Annotated in this window: 15 protein-coding genes and 2 tRNA genes; 9 read left to right on the top strand and 8 right to left on the bottom strand. The window is 71.3% G+C overall.

The window, feature by feature from the left end; all coding sequences use genetic code 11:
- Positions 1-75: 75 nt before the first annotated feature.
- The gene (locus tag BMX97_RS03960) at positions 76-1,209 is read right to left on the bottom strand and encodes an ATP-binding protein (RefSeq protein WP_244538266.1); all 1,134 of its coding nucleotides are present in this window, start codon (positions 1,207-1,209) and stop codon (positions 76-78) included.
- Between the two features lie 126 nt (positions 1,210-1,335).
- Positions 1,336-2,085, bottom strand: coding sequence for a lipoyl(octanoyl) transferase LipB (gene lipB, locus BMX97_RS03955; RefSeq protein WP_091745601.1), 750 nt, complete (start codon positions 2,083-2,085; stop codon positions 1,336-1,338).
- Positions 2,086-2,145: 60 nt separating this feature from the next.
- Between lipB and BMX97_RS03950 the strand changes: the two genes are divergently transcribed.
- From BMX97_RS03950 to BMX97_RS03940, 3 genes are all read left to right on the top strand, one after another.
- Positions 2,146-2,451, top strand: coding sequence for a FliM/FliN family flagellar motor switch protein (locus BMX97_RS03950; RefSeq protein ID WP_048428740.1), 306 nt, complete (start codon positions 2,146-2,148; stop codon positions 2,449-2,451).
- A 122-nt stretch (positions 2,452-2,573) separates the two neighbouring features.
- A tRNA-Leu gene (locus BMX97_RS03945) sits at positions 2,574-2,658 on the top strand.
- Positions 2,659-2,827: 169 nt separating this feature from the next.
- Positions 2,828-2,912 (top strand) — tRNA-Leu (locus BMX97_RS03940).
- 416 nt (positions 2,913-3,328) lie between these two features.
- Here the strand turns inward: BMX97_RS03940 and BMX97_RS03935 are convergent.
- Positions 3,329-4,108 (bottom strand): ABC transporter permease, encoded by a 780-nt coding sequence (locus BMX97_RS03935; protein WP_091745599.1) that lies wholly within the window; start codon positions 4,106-4,108, stop codon positions 3,329-3,331.
- Between the two features lie 76 nt (positions 4,109-4,184).
- The gene (locus BMX97_RS03930; RefSeq protein ID WP_091745597.1) at positions 4,185-4,841 is read right to left on the bottom strand and encodes a peroxidase-related enzyme; all 657 of its coding nucleotides are present in this window, start codon (positions 4,839-4,841) and stop codon (positions 4,185-4,187) included.
- Positions 4,842-4,970: 129 nt separating this feature from the next.
- Here BMX97_RS03930 and BMX97_RS03925 point away from each other — a divergent pair, with 129 nt between their 5' ends.
- The 4 genes from BMX97_RS03925 to BMX97_RS03910 all read left to right on the top strand — a co-directional run bounded on the left by BMX97_RS03925 (position 4,971) and on the right by BMX97_RS03910 (position 11,807).
- Positions 4,971-9,938 carry an NAD-glutamate dehydrogenase gene (locus BMX97_RS03925; RefSeq protein WP_091745595.1) on the top strand — a complete coding sequence of 1,656 codons (4,968 nt, stop codon included), beginning with the start codon at positions 4,971-4,973 and terminating at the stop codon, positions 9,936-9,938.
- Positions 9,935-10,600 (top strand): 5,6-dimethylbenzimidazole synthase, encoded by a 666-nt coding sequence (bluB, locus tag BMX97_RS03920; protein ID WP_091745593.1) that lies wholly within the window; start codon positions 9,935-9,937, stop codon positions 10,598-10,600. Before BMX97_RS03925 ends, bluB begins: the two co-directional genes overlap by 4 nt.
- A 100-nt stretch (positions 10,601-10,700) precedes the next feature.
- Entirely contained in the window at positions 10,701-11,108 is a 408-nt protein-coding gene (locus BMX97_RS03915) for a tautomerase family protein (RefSeq protein WP_091745591.1), read from the top strand.
- Positions 11,109-11,222: 114 nt separating this feature from the next.
- Complete coding sequence (locus tag BMX97_RS03910; protein ID WP_091745589.1) at positions 11,223-11,807, top strand: TetR/AcrR family transcriptional regulator; 585 nt, start codon at positions 11,223-11,225, stop codon at positions 11,805-11,807.
- Here the strand turns inward: BMX97_RS03910 and BMX97_RS03905 are convergent.
- From BMX97_RS03905 to BMX97_RS03890, 4 genes are all read right to left on the bottom strand, one after another.
- Positions 11,798-12,124, bottom strand: coding sequence for a DMT family transporter (locus BMX97_RS03905; RefSeq protein ID WP_091745585.1), 327 nt, complete (start codon positions 12,122-12,124; stop codon positions 11,798-11,800). The genes BMX97_RS03910 and BMX97_RS03905 overlap by 10 nt on opposite strands.
- Positions 12,121-13,281 carry an SDR family oxidoreductase gene (locus BMX97_RS03900; protein WP_244538265.1) on the bottom strand — a complete coding sequence of 387 codons (1,161 nt, stop codon included), beginning with the start codon at positions 13,279-13,281 and terminating at the stop codon, positions 12,121-12,123. The genes BMX97_RS03905 and BMX97_RS03900 overlap by 4 nt, the downstream gene beginning before the upstream one ends.
- Positions 13,282-13,573: 292 nt before the next feature.
- Complete coding sequence (locus BMX97_RS03895) at positions 13,574-14,839, bottom strand: ATP-binding response regulator (protein ID WP_091745907.1); 1,266 nt, start codon at positions 14,837-14,839, stop codon at positions 13,574-13,576.
- 101 nt (positions 14,840-14,940) lie between these two features.
- A complete protein-coding gene (locus BMX97_RS03890) occupies positions 14,941-16,104 on the bottom strand; it encodes an FIST N-terminal domain-containing protein (protein ID WP_091745581.1) in 1,164 nt (387 codons plus the stop codon).
- Positions 16,105-16,768: 664 nt separating this feature from the next.
- Between BMX97_RS03890 and BMX97_RS03885 the strand changes: the two genes are divergently transcribed.
- Together BMX97_RS03885 and BMX97_RS03880 are read left to right on the top strand one after the other, a co-directional pair.
- Positions 16,769-17,434 (top strand): response regulator, encoded by a 666-nt coding sequence (locus tag BMX97_RS03885; protein ID WP_091745579.1) that lies wholly within the window; start codon positions 16,769-16,771, stop codon positions 17,432-17,434.
- Positions 17,435-17,641: 207 nt separating this feature from the next.
- Positions 17,642-19,705 (top strand): carbon starvation CstA family protein, encoded by a 2,064-nt coding sequence (locus tag BMX97_RS03880; protein ID WP_091745577.1) that lies wholly within the window; start codon positions 17,642-17,644, stop codon positions 19,703-19,705.

Raw genomic sequence — 19,705 nt, 5'->3', positions numbered from 1 at the left:
TCATCACTACACAGGATGAAAAGTCACCGATCGGCGCCAGATCTGCCAAGCGATAAATTTTTGATCTGACGGGGATTAGCGCATAGTGCCACTTCGTTGCGGGCGCCGTTCCTCTGCCGCCGGGAAGGTCAGGCGGATCGACGTCCCCTCGCCGGGGGTGCTGCGGAGCGCTACGGCGCCGTTCTGGCGCTTCACCACCGCGTTGAGGATGGCGAGGCCGGTGCCGCGGCCGGGCTCGCGGGTGGTGAAGAACGGCTCCAGCGCCCGGCCCAGCACCTCCGGGGCCATGCCGGACCCGGTATCGGCCACCGTCAGGGCGACGTGGCGCCCGGCCGAGCCGTCCGCCGCCACGCCCTCGCCGCCGTGGTTGCGGGTCTGGATCGTGACGCGCCCGCCCGCCGGCATCGCTTCGGCGGCGTTGCGCAGCAGGATCTGCAGCACGAGCTCGGTCTGGACCGGATCGACGCAGGCGATCCACAGGTCGCCGGCGAGGTCGAGATCGAGGGCGATGTCTTCGCCCAGCACGGCCTCCACCCGCGACCGGTGATCCCGCAAAAATCCGTTGAGGTCGACCGGCCGCGGCTCGGGCCGGTGTTTTCGCGAGAAGGCCAGGAGGTGGCGGGTGAGCGCCGAGGCGCGCTCGGCCGCGTCGGTCGAGCGGGTCAGCGCCCGCTGCACGAAGGCGTCCGGGTGCTCGCCGAGGCGTCGGCGCAGGCCGTCGACGTAGCCGACGAGGATCTGCAGCAGGTTGTTGAACTCGTGCGCGACGCCGTTGGTGAGTTGGCCGAGCGCCTCGCGGCGCTGCGCCAGGCCGAGGGCCGCCTCGAGGTCGCGGCAGCGGGAGGTCTCGACGAGCTGGACCAGGCTGCCATCGCCCTCCCCGCTCACCGGGGAGACATGGAGCGCGGCCCACAGGGTCGCGCCGTCGCGGCGGCGCACCAGCACCTCGGCGCTGGCCGGGCTACCCTCGGCGAGGAGGGTCCGCAGGGCATCCTCGGCCTCGGTATCGGCAGCCAGCGCGGCAATCCTGCCGGGAACCGCGCCCAGCAGGGTCTCGGCCGCGTTATTGGCGAACAGGACTGCGCCCTCGGGGCCGGCCGCGACCACGAGGGAGGGCAGCGGCGCCGCCGCGAGCGCCGCGCACAGGGGCCGGAAGGCGCCGGAGCCTGAGACCTCGGAGCCTGCGACCTCGGGCGTCTCAGCCGGCACGGGCGGGGCCTCCATGATGGCGCGGCAGGGGCCGCCCGCCCGGCAGCCGCGGCGTCCGCGCGTTCTGGTGCATCACTCTAGAGCAAGTCCGGGCATGGTGAAAACCGGGGAACGGCGGGTTAACCGTCACGGATCCGTCGGCGCGGCGGCCTCGCCCCGGCCATCGTCCTCGACCAGGACCGTCGGCCCGAAGATCGCCTCGAAACGGCCGCGCAGCACCGCGTCGACCTCCGGCAGGGTGACCGGCCGTCCGAGATCGACGAGGCTCGTCACCCCGTGCTCGCGCACGCCGCAGGGCACGATGCCGGAAAAATGCGACAGGTCCGGCTCGACGTTCAGGCTGATGCCGTGGAAGGTCGCCCAGCGCCGCACCCGGATGCCGATCGCCGCGATCTTGTCCTCGACTCCCGGCCCCTTCTCCGGTCGGCGTACCCAGACGCCGACCCGGTCCTCCCGGCGCTCGCCCCGCACCGTGAACGCATCGAGCGTCGCGATCAGCCAGGCCTCCAGCGCGGCCACGTAGGCGCGCAGGTCCGGCCGCCGCCGGTTGAGGTCGAGCATCACGTAGGCCACCCGCTGCCCGGGGCCATGATAGGTGTACTGCCCGCCCCGCCCCGTGCGGTGGACCGGGAACCGCCCGGGCGCCACGAGGTCGGCCTCCCGGGCCGAGGTGCCGGCGGTGTAGAGCGGCGGGTGCTCGACGAGCCAGACGCGCTCGAGGGCGCGGCCCTCGGCGATCGCCGCCGCCCGCGCCTCCATGACGGCCTCCGCCTCGCGGTAGTCGAGGAGCGCGTCGCGCACGACCCATTCGACGGGAGGGCTGCCGGGCGCCGGCAGGAGGCTCCCCGGGGCGGTTCCGAGCCGGTCGTTTACCAAGGCTTCACCATAAGATCGGATTGTCGGGGCATCGGTTCGTGGTCAGGGTGGGTCTGTCCGTTGGCGGTTCTCGACATTCTCAAGGTTGACCTCGCGGTGGTGCTCGGGCGGACCCGGATGCCGATCCACATGCTGCTGCGCATGGGCCGCGGCGCGGTGATCGAGCTCGATTCGACCGACAGCGATATGGTCGAGATCCTCGCCAACAACCACCCGATCGCCCGCGGGCAGATCGTGGTCACGGGCAACCGCATCTCCGTGGAGGTGACCGAGCTGATCCGCAAGGCCGAGGTGGTGCGCGAGCCGGGCATCCGCATCGGCGACGGCGGCGCCGCCTTCCTGGGCGCCCTGTCGGACGCGCTCTGACGAGAATGTTTGCCAGTTCCGCATCGGGGCGCTTGCGTCCCCCGGGGGGGACTGGTATTCGCAGCCTCGCTTCGGACGGGTTTCAGCCCCGCCCCGCCGCTTCCGGCGAGACGAAGCGATCCGCGGCCGTGGCGGAATTGGTAGACGCGCTAGCTTGAGGTGCTAGTTGGGCAACCAGTGGAGGTTCGAGTCCTCTCGGCCGCACCATCTCTCCTTCGAGGTCCTGGACCGACGAGAGACGGGATGGAGACTGGCTCTGATCCGATCTCGTGGGATCGATCGGGATCCGGTTTGCGGATGCGCCGTGTTTCCTGCGCGTTCGAATATTAATGGGATTCATAGACAGTCGAACCGCTTTTGATGTTCGGCAAACTCCGCGGCCGTGGCGGAATTGGTAGACGCGCTAGCTTGAGGTGCTAGTTGGGCAACCAGTGGAGGTTCGAGTCCTCTCGGCCGCACCATCCCGCTTCTGCGCGGGATCGTGGGATCCTCACACCAGGATCATAGCTCCCCGTCTGGCGATTGGCGCGCGGAGCGAAAACCCCCAAATTTCTTCTGATTGTCCCGCGGCTCCGCGCCGTCTTCCTGGGCGCAGGCACTGGCCACCGGGCGGCGCGCCTGTTGTGCGTCGGGACGGCCCGCACCGGCCTTCCGGCGCGGGGATCGTCGCTCCCGACGATGGATCGTCTCGTCGGAGACCTGCCCGAGCTTTCTGCCCTGCCCCCCCGAGAGCCGCCGCCAGCGCCCCCGTGCATATCATCGATGACGGGGGCGACAGGCCGACCCAGATCCCGGCGGAGCTTGCCGGACGGCAACGCGCGTCCAACGGTACGCGCGCCGTCTACCCGGTGCCGAGCACGAGCGTGCGCGCCCGCTCTCAGTTGAGAAAGCGCGGCACCACGAAGCGAATGCCCAACAGACCGATCAGTGTCATCGCGCCGCTGACGATGAGGACGTACATGATGTCGGCATCCGCCCCGTAACCTGGATAGAACGCCGACCGGCACACCTTGACGATGTGCATGAGTGGGTTCCACTGCACATAATCATAAATAATTGCCGGCATCGCCTCGACAACGATGACCGTTCCGCTAGTAAAATAGATAATTAGGATAGGAACGATGACAATTATTTGCCATTGAACAAGCATTTGCGAAATAAATACGTTCAGGAATCCCATTCCAATCGCAAAAAATAGAGCAAGAAGCATGGACTCGCAAAAAGCAAATGAATTTCTGGGAATAATGTTAGCCCCGCAAAACGCCGCAATCGAGAATACCATGAAGATACTCAAGCTGCTGGTACAAAGTTCGACGATCGCGCGGGACATGACGACGTCGAAGAATTTTACCTGAGGAAAATAAATGAGCTGCCGATTCGTCATCGGGCCTTCCATCATCTTCCTGGACATGTAATTGAAGATAATATAAGGAGATAGGCCAGAAACCGCGAACAGCACGATGCTGTCACCAAGCGGCGAGGGCTTCTTTATGACGACGTAGGCGGCAGTGATGACGAGGATATGGGCGCAGGGCCACAAGACCGCGATACTGTATCCCCATATCGTCCCGCCGAAGCGGGTCCGGATGTCGCGCAGCATGAGGGCGCCGAGCACGTCCAGCTGGACCTCGAGCGCCGATTTCGCCTGATACGCCATCCACCGCTCCTGTCGGGCGATCCGCCCCCTGTCTCAGGGGCGCCGTACGCCGCCATTGCGGCAACCGGGTGACCGGTCACGCCTCGCCAGCGCCGGGCAGGTCCCTCGCCTCGCCGTGGTAGGAGCGGTTCGGCCGCATGTCGACGGCCGAGGCCATGCGGTTCGACATGTTGAAGAAGCTCGCCACGGCGGAGATGTCCCACAGGTCGCGCTCGGAGAAACCGGCGTCGCGAAGCGCGTCGCGGTCCTCCTCCTCGATCGTCCAGGGCGCCTCGGTCAGCGCCACCGCGAAGTCGAGCATGGCGCGGTGGCGGGGCGAGAGGTCGGCGGCGCGGTAGTTCATCACCAGCATCTCGGCCAGCACCGGATCGCCCGAGAGGCTGCGCACGGCGGCGCCGTGGGCGGTGAGGCAGTAGTAGCAGCGGTTCACGCTCGAGACCGCGACCGCGATCATCTCGCGCTCGAGCTTCGACAGGCCGGAAGGCGCCAGCATCAGGTCGTTGTAGAGCGCCGCGAAGGCCGCGAGCTTGGCGCTGTCGTGGGCGTAGGCCAGGAGCACGTTCGGCACGTAGCCGATCTTCTCCCGGCACTTGTCGAAATAGGCTTGCATCTCCGGCGACAGGTCGGGCGTGGGGGGAAGATCGAGGGCCATCACCCGCCCGTCGGTCTCCTGCGGGGTCGGCCGCTCCCCGGTCTCGGACTTGCCCCCCGCCGTCTTCCTGCCGCCGCTCATGTCCGTGCCCTCCCGGTGGTCGTGCCTCAGCTATAGGCAGTTTGCCTCCGGCAGGCGAGGCCGGGCTTGCGGGGGCCGAGGCGCTGTGCCACCGCTCCGCCCATCAACCTCGGCAGAGGACGAGCAGACGTGGAACCCTCGACCGCGACCGCGACAGCCGAAGCGAAAGCCAGCCGGACCGATCTGATCGCCGCCGCCGCGGCGCTGGCCGAAGACCGGGGCGGCCCCGGCGGCTTCGTCCGCGACCTCTTCGGCCGCGTCGCGCCGGAGGATCTCACCGCCTACACGCCCGAGGCCCTGGCCGATCTGGCGCTCGCCGCCCGGGCGCACCTGGCCGCCGCGCGGCCCGGCCGCACGACGAGCGCGGTGCGGGTCTCCGACGCCGAGGTCGAGCAGGGCGGGCGCCGGCGCGACCTCACGGTGATCGAGGCGGTCAACGCCAACCGGCCGTTCCTGCTCGATTCGACCCTCGCGGAAATCGTCGCCCGCGGCTACCGGCCCCGCCTCGTCGCCCACCCGATCCTCGGCGTCGAGCGCGATGCCGAGGGCGCCCTCAAGCGGGTCGTCGGCGAGACCACCGCGCAGGAGACCGGCGGCGAGGCCGGCGGGCTCGCCCGCGAGAGCTTCATCCACGTCCATCTCGACCGCATCGACGACGAGGCGGCCCGCGCCGCGCTCCATGCCAGCCTGACCCGGGTCTATGCCGACGTCGCCGTGACGGCGGCCGACCACACCGCGATGGTCGAGCACCTGGCCGAGGCGGCCGCCGCCTACACGGACGCGCCCTCCCCCCTGGCGCCCGAGGAACGGGCCGAGGCCCGCGCCTTCCTCGACTGGCTGCGCGACGGGCATTTCGTGCTTCTGGGCCTGCGCGAATACCGCGACGCGGACGGCGCCGACCATGCCGGCGTGCCCGGCAGCGGGCTCGGCCTCCTGCGCGACCCCGCCGTCGAGGTGCTGCGGCGCGGCGACGCCATGGTGGCGGTGACGCCCGAGATCCGCGCCTTCCTGGAAGGACCCGAGGCGCTGATGGTCACCAAGGCGAGCCTGCGCTCGCGGGTGCGCCGGCAGGCGCATCTCGACATGGTGGCGATCAAGCTGTTCACCGGCGAGGGCAGATCGGGCGAGGGCGGCCTGGCGGGCGAGTTGCGCCTCGTCGGCCTGTTCACCGGCAGCGCCTATGCGAGCCGGGCCGAGGAGGTGCCGTTCCTGCGCCGCAAGGTGGCGGCGGTGCTGAGCAGGGCCGGCCTCGACCCGACGAGCCATGCCGGGCGCTCCCTCGTCCACGTCCTCGAGACCTATCCGCGCGACGACCTCTTCCAGATCGAGCCCGGCCTGCTCCTGCGCTTCGCGCTCGCCATCGTGTCGCTCGCCGACCGGCCGCGGGTGCGGGTGCTGGCGCGGCCCGACAAGTTCGGCCGCTTCGTCTCGCTGATCGCCTACCTGCCGAAGGACCGCACCGACGCCCGGCTGCAGGCCCGGATCGGCGCCTACCTGGCCGAGGCCCTGGGCGGGCGCCTCTCGACCATCGCGCCCGACTATCCCGAGGGTCCGCTCGCGCGTCTCCACGTCATCGTGGCGACGCCGGACGCGCCGCCCGACGAGATCGACGCCGGCCGGCTCGAGGCCGGCATCGCGGAGCTCGCCCGGACCTGGGCCGATTCGCTGCGCGACGCTCTGTCCGAGTCCCGCGGCGGCGACGCCCGCGGCCTCGCCGCGGTCTACGCCGACGCCTTCCCGGCGGGCTACCGCGAGATGTATGCCGGCGCCCAGGCCCTGCCCGACATCGCCATCCTGGAGCGGATCTCGGAGGGCCAGCCCCGGGCGGTCGACCTCTTCCGGCGCCCCGGCGATCCCGAGACCCGCATCGGCCTCAAGGTGTTCTCCCGCGGCGCGGCGCTGCCGCTGTCCGAGCGGGTCCCGGTCCTGGAGAATCTCGGCTTCCGGGTCATCGACGAGCGCTCCTACCGGCTCAAGCCAGAGGGCGCCGGCGCCCGGGTCTGGCTGCACGACATGCTGCTGGAGCGCGCCGGCGGCGGGCCGGTCGACGTCGCGGCGGTCGAGGGGCCGGTCGAGGCGGCGCTGCTGGCGCTCGCCCGAGACCTCGCCGAGTCGGACGCCTACAACCGCCTGGTGCTGGAGGCCGGGCTCGGCTGGCGCGACGTCGCGCTCATCCGGGCGCTCGGCCGCTACCTGCGCCAGCTGCGCATCCGCTACGGCCAGGACTACCTCGCGACGACGCTCGCGCGCCATCCCGCCCTCGCCCGGCGGCTGGTCGCGCTGTTCTACGCCCGCTTCGACCCCCGCCGCGACGGCGACCGGGCGGGCGCCCAGGAGGCGGTGCGGGCCGAGATCGAGGCCGACCTCGGCCAGGTGACGAGCCTCGACGAGGACCGGATCCTGCGCCGCTTCGTCAACCTGGTGGAGGCGGCCCAGCGCACGAACTTCTTCCAGATCGGCCGCAACGGCCTGCCGCCCGGGACGATCGCGTTCAAGTTCCGCTGCGCCAAGGTCGAGGGGATGCCGCTGCCGCGGCCGCTCTTCGAGGTGTTCGTCTACTCGCCGCGCGTCGAGGGCGTGCACCTGCGCTTCGGCTACATCGCCCGCGGGGGCCTGCGCTGGTCGGACCGCCCGGAGGATTTCCGCACCGAGGTGCTGGGCCTCGTCAAGGCGCAGCAGGTCAAGAACGCCGTGATCGTGCCGGTCGGCGCCAAGGGCGGGTTCTTCCCCAAGCGCCTGCCCCCGGCCTCCGACCGCCAGGCCTGGATGCAGGAGGGCACCGAGAGCTACCGGATCTTCATCCGCACCCTGCTCTCGCTCACCGACAACATCGTCGACGGGGCGATCGTGCCCCCGCCCGCCACCGTGCGGCACGACGAGGACGACGCCTACCTGGTGGTGGCCGCCGACAAGGGCACCGCCACCTTCTCGGACGTTGCCAACGCCCTCTCGCTGGAGGCGCACCACTGGCTCGGCGACGCCTTCGCGTCCGGCGGCAGCCAGGGCTACGACCACAAGCAGATGGGCATCACCGCCCGGGGCGCCTGGGAGGCGGTGAAGCGTCACTTCCGCGAGGTCGACGTCGACATCCAGGCCGAGCCGGTCACGGTGGCGGGCGTCGGCGACATGTCGGGCGACGTGTTCGGCAACGGCATGCTGCTGTCGCGCTGCCTGAAGCTCGTCGCCGCCTTCGACCACCGCGACATCTTCCTCGATCCCGATCCCGATCCGGCCGTGGCCTTCGCCGAGCGCCGGCGTTTGTTCGATCTGCCGCGCTCGTCCTGGGCCGATTACGACCGGCAAAAAATCTCGGCCGGCGGCGGGGTCTTCTCGCGCCAGGCCAAGACCGTGCCGCTCTCGCCGCAGATGCGCGCCCGCCTCGGGCTCGACCAGGCCGAGGCGACCCCGGCGGACGTGATGCAGGCGATCCTGCGCGCGTCCGTCGACCTCCTGTGGTTCGGCGGCATCGGCACCTACGTGCGCGCGGCTGCCGAGAGCGACGACGAGGCCGGTGATCGCGCGAACGACGCCATCCGCATCACCGGCGCGGAGCTGCGCGCCCGGGTGGTGGGCGAGGGCGCCAATCTCGGCCTCACCCAGCGGGGCCGCATCGAAGCGGCGCGGCGCGGTGTGCGCCTCAACACCGACGCGATCGACAACTCGGCCGGCGTCAACACCTCGGACGTCGAGGTCAACATCAAGATCGCGCTCGCGACCCCGGAGCGCGACGGCCGCCTGAGCCCGGAGAGCCGCAACGCGCTCCTCTCCGGCATGACCGAGGCGGTGGCCGACCTGGTCTTGCGCAACAACCAGCTCCAGACGCTGGCCCTGTCCCTCGCCCAGCGCTCGGCGGCGGCCGAAACGGGCTTCGCCGCCCGGCAGATGCAGACGCTGGAGGCCGACGGACGCCTCGACCGCGGCGTCGAGTTCCTGCCCTCCGATGCCACCCTGGCCGAGCGGGCGCAGGGCGGCGAGGGCCTGACCCGGCCCGAGCTCGCGGTGCTGCTCGCCTACGCCAAGCTGTCGCTCAAGGACGCCCTCCTCGACAGCGCGGTGCCGGACGATCCCTACCTCGCCCGCGAGCTGGAGCGCTCCTTCCCGCCGGTGCTGGTGGCGCGCTACCCCGACGCGGTGCAGGGCCACCGGCTGCGCCGCGAGATCATCGCCACGAGCCTCGCCAACGCCATCGTCAACCGCGGCGGGCCGACGATCGTCAGCCGGCTCGCCGACGAGACCGGCGCCGAGGCCCCGGCCATCGCGGCGGCTTACGCGGTCACCCGCGACGCCTTCGGGCTGGTCGACCTCAATAAGGCGGTCGACGCCCTCGACGGCACGATCTCGGGCGACCAGCAGCTCGCCCTCTACGCCGAGCTGCAGGACCTGCTGCGCCAGCGCATGGTCTGGTTCATCCGCAACGGCAAGGCGACCTCCGGCGGCATCGAGGCGGCGGTGCAGCGCTACCGCGACGGCATCGCGGCGGTCTCGACGGCCCTCCCGGGCGCCCTGCCCCCGACGGCGGCCGAGGCCCTGGCCCGGCGCATCCGGTCGCTCGTCGACCACGGCGTGCCGGAGGAACTGGCCTCGCGCCTCGCCGCGCTCGGCGAGCTCGGCGCCGCGCCCGACATCGTCGAGGTCGCCGAGGCGACCGGGCGCCCGCCGGCCTCCATCGCCGCGACCCACTTCGCGCTCGCCGACCTGTTCCGCCTCAACGCCCTCGCGGCCGCCGCCCGGGCGGTACCGGTGGCCGACACCTTCGACCGCATCGCCCTGGAGCGGGCGGTCGCCGGCATCGCCTCGGCCCATCGGGCGCTCACCGCAGAGGCCGCGTCGTTCGAGGCCGAGGGGGCGGCTGCGGTCGAAGCCTGGAGCCAGGCCCGCGGCGCCTCGCTCGCCCGCATCCGCACCGCGGTCGGGGCCATCGCCGCCTCGGGCCTCACGGTGTCGAAGGTGTCGGTGGCGGCGAGCCTGCTGGGGGATCTCGCCAAGCAGGACCTGGCCAAGCAGGACCTGGCCAAGCAGGACCTGGCCAAGCAGAACCTGGCCAAGCAGAACCTGGCCAAGCAGAACCTGGCCAAGCAGGATCCGGCGCGGCCGTGACGGACCCGGCGACGACGGGTCGGTCGGTCGGCGGCCCGGACTTCGACGGCGAGTTCCGGTCCCGCTTCGCCGACCTGGTCGCCTGGCGCCGCGACGTACGGCGCTTTCGCACCGATCCGGTGCCGGACGACGCCCTGAGGGACTGCCTGGCGCTCGCGCGCCTCAGCCCCTCGGTCGGCAACAGCCAGCCCTGGCGTTTCGTGCGGGTCTCCCGGCCGGAGCGCCGCGCCGCGGTCGCGGCGAGCTTTTCGCGGTGCAACGAAGCGGCGGCGGGCGCCTACGACGACGAGCGCGCCGCCGCCTATCGCCGTCTCAAGCTCGCGGGCCTGCGCGAGGCGCCGGTGCATCTGGCGGTGTTCTGCGACGAGGCGACGGCGTCCGGCCACGGGCTCGGCCGCGCCACGATGCCGGAGATGCTGCGCTACTCCGTCGTCACGGCGGTCCACACCCTCTGGCTCGCCGCCCGCGGCCACGGGCTCGGCGTCGGCTGGATCTCGATCCTGTGCCCCGACGAGGTGACGGACGCCCTCGACGTGCCGCCGAGCTGGCGGCTCGTCGCCTATCTGTGCGTCGGCTACCCGGCCGAGGAGCATGCCGACCCGGAACTGGTGCGGTACGGCTGGCAGGCGCGGGAGGCGGACGCCGCGCTTATCGAGAGGTGAGCCGGGCGCAAGCCGGCCCTGCGTTCTTCGCATTCGCGTACATACCAGTAGGTACGATAGAAGGATCGAGGCTGCTCCCGCAGCCTCGGAGATCTCTCCCATGCCCCTGGTCACCCTCACCCTGAAGCGGAACCGCCCCGCGGAGGAGCGCCGCGCCATCGCGGACGCCGTCCACGCCGCCCTCGTCGCCAGCATCGGCATCCCGGCGGACGACCGGTTCCAGGTCGTCTCGAGCCAGTTCGACGACGTGATCTACGACCCGGCCTATCTCGGCATCCATCGCACCGACGACCTCGTGATGGTCCAGGTCCATCTCTCGACCGGGCGCAGCGTCGCGCAGAAGAAGGCGCTGTTCGCGGCCATCGCGACGAATCTCGGCGCGCTGGGCATCCGGCCCGAGGACGTGCTCGTCACCCTGGTCGAGATCGCCCGGGAGAACTGGTCGTTCGGTCAGGGCCTCGCCACCTACGCCGACGTTCCGCCGCCGCACCTGGCGGGCGCGGCCTGACGGCTGGCCGGGCGGCCCCCGGCGCGGCATATCGTGTCCGCCGGAGGGCCGTTCGGGGCGAGGCGAAGCGCAGGCTTTCCCCCGGACAGCCCCGCCGACGGCGAGAGACACGAGATGGCACGGCCAGGATCATCGAAGCGCGAGGCGATCGTCGCGGCGGCGAAGGCGCTGCTGTGGGAGCGGGGCTACGAGGCGACGAGCCCGCGCGACGTGCTCGACCGCAGCGGCGCCGGCCAGGGCAGCCTCTACCACCACTTTTCCGGCAAGCGGGAGGTGGCGGCGGCCGCGCTCGCCGAGATGGCCGAGGAGGAGATCGCGGTGATCGACGCTCTGTTCTCGCCCGATACCCCGCCCCTCGACCGCGTCGGGGCCTACCTGACCCGCGAGCGGCAGGCCCTGCGCGGCTGCCGGCTGGCGCGCCTCGCCAACGAGGCGGCGATGGAGGAACCGGCCCTGCGCGAGCCGGTCGCGGCCTATCTCGGCCATATCGAGGCGTCGTTGCGGGCGAGCCTGGAGGAGGCGAAGGCGGGGGCCGAACTCCTGCCCGGGATCGACCCCGCCAACCTGGCCGCCGCCCTGCTGGCGATCGTCGAGGGCGGCTACGTGCTCGCCCGCGTGCACTGGGACGCGGCGGCGATGCGCGCGGCGATCGACGGCGGCGTGCAGCTGCTCGCCGCCGTGAGCCGCCCTCAGGCGTGAGCCTGGGCCGCCGCCAGGATGCCGACGCCGACCGCGATGACGCCGATGCCGAGGATCATCAGCGGCGTCACCGGCTCGCCGAACAGGATCGCGCCGCCGAGCGCCGCGCCGACCATGCCGACGCCGGCCCAGATCGCGTAGACGATCCCGATCGGCAGCATGTCCATGCTGCTCGACATCAGCCAGAGCGCGGTGCCGTAGCCCAGCGCCACCAGGACGGTCGGGCCCGGGCGGGTGAGCCCGTCGGCGGCCTTGAGGGCGAGGGTCGCGGTGATCTCGGCGCCGATCGCCACCGCGAGGATCAGGAACGGGTTCATGCGCTCGCCGTCAGCGGCAGGTCCGGGGACGGGGCCGGCGCGACGAACATCTCGAGGTCGTCGGCGAACTGCTCGGCGATCTCGGGGGCGTTCTCCAGGCAGACCTTGAGGTAGTCCGTGAAGGCCGGCGGCGCCGCCAGGCCCTCGGCGAGCAGCCGCTCGTTCGAGAAGGTCAGGTCGAGGGAGCAGAAGGCGTAGTAGGCCCGCACCGCCCGCAGCATCGCCTGCTTCAGGGCACCGTCGAGGCCGAAGGTCTCGGCGAAGCGCCGGCGCAGCAGCGCCCGGTCGGCGGCGAGGTCGAAGCGGCTGAAGTCGTCGCGCGGGCCGCCCGCCGGATCGGCCGCCGCGAAGGCCTGCATCAGGTCGTCCCAGCGCGAGCGGGCACCGGCCCCGGCCGAGATGTGGTAGAGGTTGTGGGCGAGCGTCGGCTTGCGCAGGAGCCCGATGAGGCTCTCGGCGACCCAGTCGACCGGGACGATGTCGACGGCGCTCTCGGCCGCGCAGGGCACCAGGCGCAGGCGGTCGGCGGCGCGGATCACCCACAGGATGCTGGAGCTCGGCGCGGCTCCCAGCGTCGAGTGGCCGACCACGATCGAGGGGCGGGCCACGACGATCGGCAGGTCGGCGAAGCTGCCGGCGAGCGAGGTCTCAGCCGCGGCCTTCGAGACCGTGTAGGCGACGAGGTGACGGGCGTCGCGGGACGGGTAGTTCGCCTCCTCGACCAGGGACGGGGCTTCCGCGCCGCAGATCATCGCGGTGCTGACGTGCAGGAAGCGCACGAGGCCCGGCATGCCCCGCGCCCGGCGGGCGAGGGCCAGGGTGCCGTCGTGGTTGGTGCGGCTAACCCGCTCCTCGCCCCACCACGACGTGTCGGCGGCCAGGTGCAGGACGTGGGTGCAGGAATCGAGCCGAGGGTCGGCATCGAGGTCGGCGCGGGTGAAGTCGCCCGGCACCACCTCGACCGCGCGGGCGAGGCGCTGGGCGGTGAACGGGTCGGTGAAACGCGACAGCCGCGCGGCGATGCGCTGGCGGCCCTGCTCGGCGCTGGCGCAGCGCACGAGGCAGACCCATTCGGAGCCGTCGCGCCGGCTCAAGGCCTGGTGAAGAACGGCACCGCCCAGAAAGCCGGTTGCGCCCGTCAGTAATATCCGTGCCACGCTGGACCTCCCCACATTCATGGAGAGGTGCCACATATCAGCGGACAAATAACCCACTTCTGCGGCACCGAACTCGTGTTCATGCAGTATGTTGCCCGGGCGCAACCGTCTATTTCTCCTTGAGCTTAGACCATTCGTTGAAAAACCGCATCAGACATACAATAGATACAATAAGGCATAGTCCGTTCGGCCTATGAAGCGACATGCGCTGTCGTCATTCGACTGCGAGCCGGCAGGGCCGGCCGCGGCAGACATCTTTTGGAAACATTTCCGGGATGCGCGGGTGCGCGATTCAGGCGCGGCTGAGCAGGTGGGCGAGCAGCGCCCGCAGCTGGGCCGGCTTCAGCGGCTTGTGGACCAGCTCGCAGCGTGCCGCCCGGACCCGCGCCTCGACCTCGGCCGAGTGGTCGGCGGTGGTGATGACGGCCGGGATGTCGTGGCCGTGGACGGCGCGCAGCCAGGCCACGGTGTCGAGCCCGCAGGCGCCGCCGTCGAGGTGGAAGTCGGCGACGACGACGTCGGGGCTCCAGGTCGTGCCGAGGAGCCGCACCAGGCTCAGGTGGTCGCGGGCCGCGAAGGCGTTGGCGTCCCAGCCGTGGAAGAGCCGCGCCAGGGCCTCGAGCGCCGGCTTGTCGTTCTCGATCAGCGCGATGCGGGCGCCGGTGAGGCTCGTCGGCGGCACCAGCGAGGGGGCCGGCCGGGGCGGCTCGGCGGCGCAGGGGGTGAGGTGGAGGCTGAAGCGCGAGCCGTGCCCGACCCGCGATTCGAGGCTCAGGCCGTGGCCGAGCGCCTGGGCCGAGCGGCGCACGATCGACAGGCCGAGGCCCAGCGCGATCTCGCCGTCGACGCTCTCGCGCCCGCCGCGGTGGAACTCCTCGAAGATCAGCTCCTGGTCGCTCTCCGGGATGCCGGAGCCCGAATCGACCACGTCGATCCGCACCGTGTCGCCGCGCTTCCGCGCCGCCACCAGCACGCCGCCGGCCGCAGTGTAGCGGATCGCGTTCGAGGCCAGGTTCTGCAGGATGCGCTGGAGCAGCACGAGGTCGCTCTTCACCCAGGTCCGCCCGCCGCGCACCGAGAAGCGCAGGCCCTTGCGGGCGGCGAGCGGGCCGAAGCTCGCCTCCAGGCTCTCCAGCACGTCGGCGACCAGGACCGGGCGCACCACCGGCTGGATCAGGCCGGCATCGAGCTTGGAGATGTCGAGGAGCGTCTTGATCAGGTCCTCGATGGTCTGCAGACCGCGCTCGACCTGGCCGACGATGCCGCGGGCCTCCGGCCCCACCGGCATGTCGGCGAGCGCCGAGAGCGACAACCGGGCGGCGTTGAGCGGCTGGAGCAGGTCGTGGCTCGCGGCGGTGAGGAAGCGGGTCTTCGAGCTGTTGGCGCGCTCGGCCTCCTCCTTGGCGGCGGTGAGCGCCTGGTTCGAGCGCTCGAGGCTGCGCATCAGGGCGGTCAGCTCCTCGGTGCGGGTGCGGACCTGGCCCTCGAGGGTGATGGCGGTCTGGAACAGCGAGTAGGCGCTGCCGCGCTGGTCCATCCGGCGCTCGACCTGGGACATCAGCGCGGCGTTGATGCGCTCGAGCTTGGCGACGCGCACGCGCAGGGCGGCGGCCTCCGCCTCCGCCTCGGCGGCCGGGCGCGGGGGGGCGTCGTCCCGGGTCACGGGCCCGCCGGCCGGCCGATGGCGATGCCCGTGAAGGTCTGGTTCAGGTGCATCGAGCGGTACTGCTCGCCGTAGGTCTCGAAGCCGACGACGTTGTAGTGCCGGTAGAGCTCGGCGATGCTGTGGCGCGCCTGGTGGATCTCGGCGTCGAGGCGGCGCAGCACGCATTCGAAGCCGATCACCAGGTCGACGCCGCCGAGCCGCGCGTCGAGCCGGGCCAGCTCCTCGCGGGTCGCCTCGACCAGGTCCTTCTGGCGCGCGAGCGTCAGCACCACGCCGCTCTCGATCGCGCAGTGGAAGCTCAGCGACCGGTCGGGGTTGAGGTGGCGGATCGAGCGGCAGAAATAGTCGCCGCCGACCCGCACCACGAGGGGATGGGCGGCGAAGCTCGTCGGCGTCAGGGCGTCGGGATCGAGGCCGAGCGCGTTGGCGTACTCGACCGCCGCCGGCTCGGCGTTGAGCTCGCGCACGGTGCGCTGCTCCTGGTCGGTCTCGGTGACCACGAACTTGACGCCGGTCGGCTCGAAGTTGTCGTTCTTGAAGATCTCGACCGGGAAGTCGGTCTCGATCAGCAGCAGCACCGCGGCGCGGCGATGCACCTGGCCGTCGTGGATCAGCGCGGTCTCGGAGAAGGTCAGCTCGTCCCCGGCCGAGCCGCCGACCAGCGGCACCCCGTCGAGGCCGTAGCCGACCGCGGCGATCACCGACTCCTCGGCGTTGGCGAGCCCGTCGATGAGCGAGATGGCGAAGCGCTGCCCGCCGCGGGCGATCCGGTCGAGGTCGGCGCGCAGGGTGCGGATCGAGGCGGCGGCGCGCTCGGCGTCGAGGTTGTCGACCTTCTCCAGCACCGCGGAGGCGATGCGGAACCCCTCGTGCGGGAAGGCGATCACCACGAGGCCGCGGTCGAGCCCGGCCATCGGGCTGATCTCGCCCGAGGAGGTGCAGCCGGCGATCCGCACGTCCGGGAAGGCGCGGGCGAGCGCGGCGTTGAGCGCGGCCACGCCGTAGACCGGCGAGAAGAAGATCACCAGATGGGCGATGCGGCTGACGTCGAGGGAGGCGGCGATCGCCGCAACGGCAGCCTCGGCCCCGGCCGCGTCGGTCCAGGCGGTCTGGATGCCGCAGCGATGCGACCGGGTGCGCGTATCCTCGCCCGACACTGGCCGCGCAGAACTTCCCCGCGCCAAAAGCCCCCTCCCGCTCTTGCCGGATCCGGCCCGGCTTCGTTCGTTTGTCGAGTATGCGACCAGGGCGGACGGCTGGCAACGGCGGTCACCCGCGGCGTCGGGATTTAACCCTGACGGAAATCGCCCCCGTGGAACCGTCCCGCGTGCCGCGCCGGGACGAAACCGGGTGCGCAGGCGCGGCCGGTGCGGCGGCCGCGCCTGCGCGTCGGGAGCGGAAGGGCGATCGCCCCCGCGATCGGCGGCCGCGCCGCCCCACGCGACGCTGCCGCCAGATGCCCCGCGCGCCCCCGCCCACTCCGCGGTGAGGATGTCCTTCGGCCGCCGAGGTTGCCGGAGGATAGGACCGGGCCGCCGTCAGCCACCATAGGACCAAGGTGCAGGGATCGCCTGTCGACAACCGCCTCTTCGCCGCGGCTCCATACCAAAGCACGGTGGCTGCTCCGGTAGGCGGGTGGTAACTCTTTCCTCGACTTGCGGATGCGGCGGAATTGCTGCACCGCATCTACGAGTGCGTGCGCCGCACGGCGGTGCGCCTGCGAGAGGATGATCCGCTGCGATGGTGGGATTGACCGGCCGGGCCCCCGAGGTGTCTCTTCCGCGGCCGGACGGGGCGCCGCCCGTCGCGGAAGGGTCGGACATGCACCTGATCATCGTGGACGACCACCCGCTGTTTCGCGACGCGCTGAGCAGCGCGGTCCGCCTCGCCTTCCCGGCCGCCGATGTCGAGGAGGCTGACGGCATCGAGAGCGCCTGCGCGGCCCTCTCCCGCGGCCGCTCGATCGACCTGACCCTGCTCGACCTCACCATGCAGGGGGTGAACGGGTTCGACGGGCTGATCGCGATCCGCACCCGCTTCCCGCGCATCCCGGTCCTCGTCGTCTCCGGCCTCGACGACCCCCGCATCGTGCGCGAGGCCCTGTCGCACGGCGCCGCCGGCTTCGTGCCCAAGGCCGCCGGCAAGCCGGTGCTGATCCGGGCCATCACCGACGTGCTCAACGGCGCGGTCTTCGTGCCCGAGGGCCTGTCCGGCCCCGCCGAGGCCCCCGGCCGCAAGGCCGGCAAGCCGCCGATCGCCGAGCGCATCGCCGAGCTGACCCCGCAGCAGGTCCGCGTGCTGCTGATGATCCGCCAGGGCAAGCTCAACAAGCAGATCGCCCACGAGCTCGGCGTCGGCGATTCCACCGTCAAGGCCCACGTCTCCGAGATCCTGCGCAAGCTCGGCGTGATCAGCCGGACCCAGATCGTCATCGAGACCGCGAACCTCGACTACGACAACATCATGTCGACGCTGCCGTCGAACTGAGGAGCCGGCGGCCGGAATCGTCGGCGCGATCTCGCCTGCGGGTCGCCGCCCGGCCCTGCCGAAAACCCTACGACGAAAGTCGCATCCCGGCACGGCCGCCCTCTCCCGGGGCCGCATTGGCAGTGCGTAAGGTTTCCTTTACCCGAAAGTCGAAGGACGCCGCCGACGCCCGTTTCAGCCCGGCGGCACAGCCGGGAGGAACACCCCATGACTGCCGTCCGGAAGCACGGACCCTGGGCCCTCGTGGGCGCGCTGGGCGCGGCCGCGCTCGCGGTCGTCGCCACGCAGCGCGGCGAGAGCATCAACGCCCTCTGGATCGTCGTGGCGGCGGTGTCGGTCTACCTGATCGCCTACCGCTACTACTCGCTCTACATCGCCGACCGCATCATGCGGCTCGACCCGACCCGCCAGACCCCGGCGGTCCGGCACAACGACGGGCTCGATTACGTCCCGACCGACAAGTACGTCCTGTTCGGCCACCATTTCGCGGCGATCGCGGGTGCCGGCCCGCTCGTCGGCCCGGTGCTGGCCGCCCAGATGGGCTACCTGCCGGGCCTGCTCTGGATCCTGTCCGGGGTGGTGCTGGCCGGGGCCGTGCAGGACTTCATGGTGCTGTTCGTCTCGATGCGCCGCGACGGCCGCTCGCTCGGCGAGCTGATCCGCGCCGAACTCGGCACGATCCCGGGCGTCGTCGCCCTGTTCGGCGCCTTCCTGATCATGGTCATCATCCTGGCGGTGCTGGCGCTCATCGTCGTCAAGGCGCTGGCCGAGAGCCCCTGGGGCACCTTCACGGTGATGGCGACGATCCCGATCGCGCTGCTGATGGGCGTCTACTCGCGCTGGATCCGCCCGGGCCGCATCGGCGAGGTCTCGATCCTCGGCTTCGTGCTGCTGATGGCGGCGATCATCTTCGGCCAGAACGTCGCCGAGGACCCGGCGCTCGCCGCGATGTTCACCTTCACCGGCACGCAGCTGTGCTGGATGCTGATCGGCTACGGCTTCGTCGCCTCGATCCTGCCGGTGTGGCTGCTGCTGGCGCCGCGCGACTACCTCTCGACCTTCCTCAAGATCGGCACCATCGTGGGCCTGGCGCTGGGCATCCTGGTGCTGGCGCCCCACCTGCAGATGCCCGCGGTGACGAAGTTCGTCGACGGCACCGGGCCGGTCTGGTCGGGCTCGCTGTTCCCGTTCCTGTTCATCACCATCGCCTGCGGCGCGGTCTCGGGCTTCCACAGCCTGATCTCGTCGGGCACCACCCCGAAGCTGATCGACAACGAGGTCAACGCCCGCTTCATCGGCTACGGCGGCATGCTGATGGAGTCCTTCGTCGCCGTGATGGCGCTCGTCGCCGCCACCGTCATCGATCCGGGCGTCTACTTCACCATGAACGCGCCGGCGGCGGTCGTCGGCACCACGCCGGAGAGCGCGTCCGCGGCGGTCACCGCCATGGGCTTCCCGATCTCGGCCGAGACCATCAAGCAGACGGCAGCCGACGTCGGCGAGCACACCGTGATCTCGCGGGCCGGCGGCGCGCCGACGCTCGCGGTCGGCATGGCCCACATCATCTCGAACGTCATCGGCGGCAAGACGATGATGGCGTTCTGGTACCACTTCGCCATCCTGTTCGAGGCCCTGTTCATCCTCACCGCCGTCGACGCGGGCACCCGGGCCGGGCGCTTCATGCTCCAGGACCTGATCGGCGTCGCGGTGCCGGCCTTCAAGGACACCGCATCCTGGGGCCCGAGCATCGTGGCGACGGGCCTGTGCGTCGCGGCCTGGGGCTTCTTCCTCTACCAGGGCGTGACCGACCCGCTCGGGGGCGTGAACACCCTGTGGCCGCTCTTCGGCATCTCCAACCAGATGCTGGCGGCGATCGCGCTGACGCTCTGCACCGTCGTCATCTTCAAGATGAAGCGGGAGCGCTACGCCCTCGTCACCATCGTGCCGACGCTGTGGCTCGTCGCCTGCACCCTGACGGCCGGCCTGCAGAAGGTCTTCTCGGCCGATCCGCGGGTGGGCTTCCTGGCCCATGCCGACCGCTACGCGACCGCACTGGCCGAGGGCCGGGTGCTGGCGCCGGCGAAAAGCGCCGACCAGATGCGCCAGATCATCCTCAACGACCGGATCGACGCCGTGCTGGCGCTGGTCTTCGTCGGGGTCGTGGTGGCGATCATCGCCTTCGGCGTCCAGGCCTGCCTGAAGGCCTACCGCACCGACCGCTGGACCGCCGTCGAGGCGGACCCGCGGGCGATGCCGGCGGCGGCGGAGTGA

The sequence above is a fragment of the Methylobacterium sp. ap11 genome (assembly GCF_900110515.1).
Lineage (GTDB): Bacteria > Pseudomonadota > Alphaproteobacteria > Rhizobiales > Beijerinckiaceae > Methylobacterium > Methylobacterium ajmalii.
Note: the sequence above shows the minus strand (reverse complement) of the source record. Positions and strands in the feature narration are given on the sequence as shown.

Bases quoted from the DNA above. Each gene is read 5' to 3' on its own strand.
- BMX97_RS03935 (WP_091745599.1), bottom strand. From the start codon at position 4,108: ATGGCGTATCAGGCGAAATCGGCGCTCGAGGTCCAGCTGGACGTGCTC.
- BMX97_RS03930 (WP_091745597.1), bottom strand. From the start codon at position 4,841: ATGAGCGGCGGCAGGAAGACGGCGGGGGGCAAGTCCGAGACCGGGGAG.
- BMX97_RS03915 (WP_091745591.1), top strand. From the start codon at position 10,701: ATGCCCCTGGTCACCCTCACCCTGAAGCGGAACCGCCCCGCGGAGGAG.
- BMX97_RS03910 (WP_091745589.1), top strand. From the start codon at position 11,223: ATGGCACGGCCAGGATCATCGAAGCGCGAGGCGATCGTCGCGGCGGCG.
- BMX97_RS03905 (WP_091745585.1), bottom strand. From the start codon at position 12,124: ATGAACCCGTTCCTGATCCTCGCGGTGGCGATCGGCGCCGAGATCACC.
- BMX97_RS03895 (WP_091745907.1), bottom strand. From the start codon at position 14,839: ATGTCCCAGGTCGAGCGCCGGATGGACCAGCGCGGCAGCGCCTACTCG.
- BMX97_RS03885 (WP_091745579.1), top strand. From the start codon at position 16,769: ATGCACCTGATCATCGTGGACGACCACCCGCTGTTTCGCGACGCGCTG.
- BMX97_RS03880 (WP_091745577.1), top strand. From the start codon at position 17,642: ATGACTGCCGTCCGGAAGCACGGACCCTGGGCCCTCGTGGGCGCGCTG.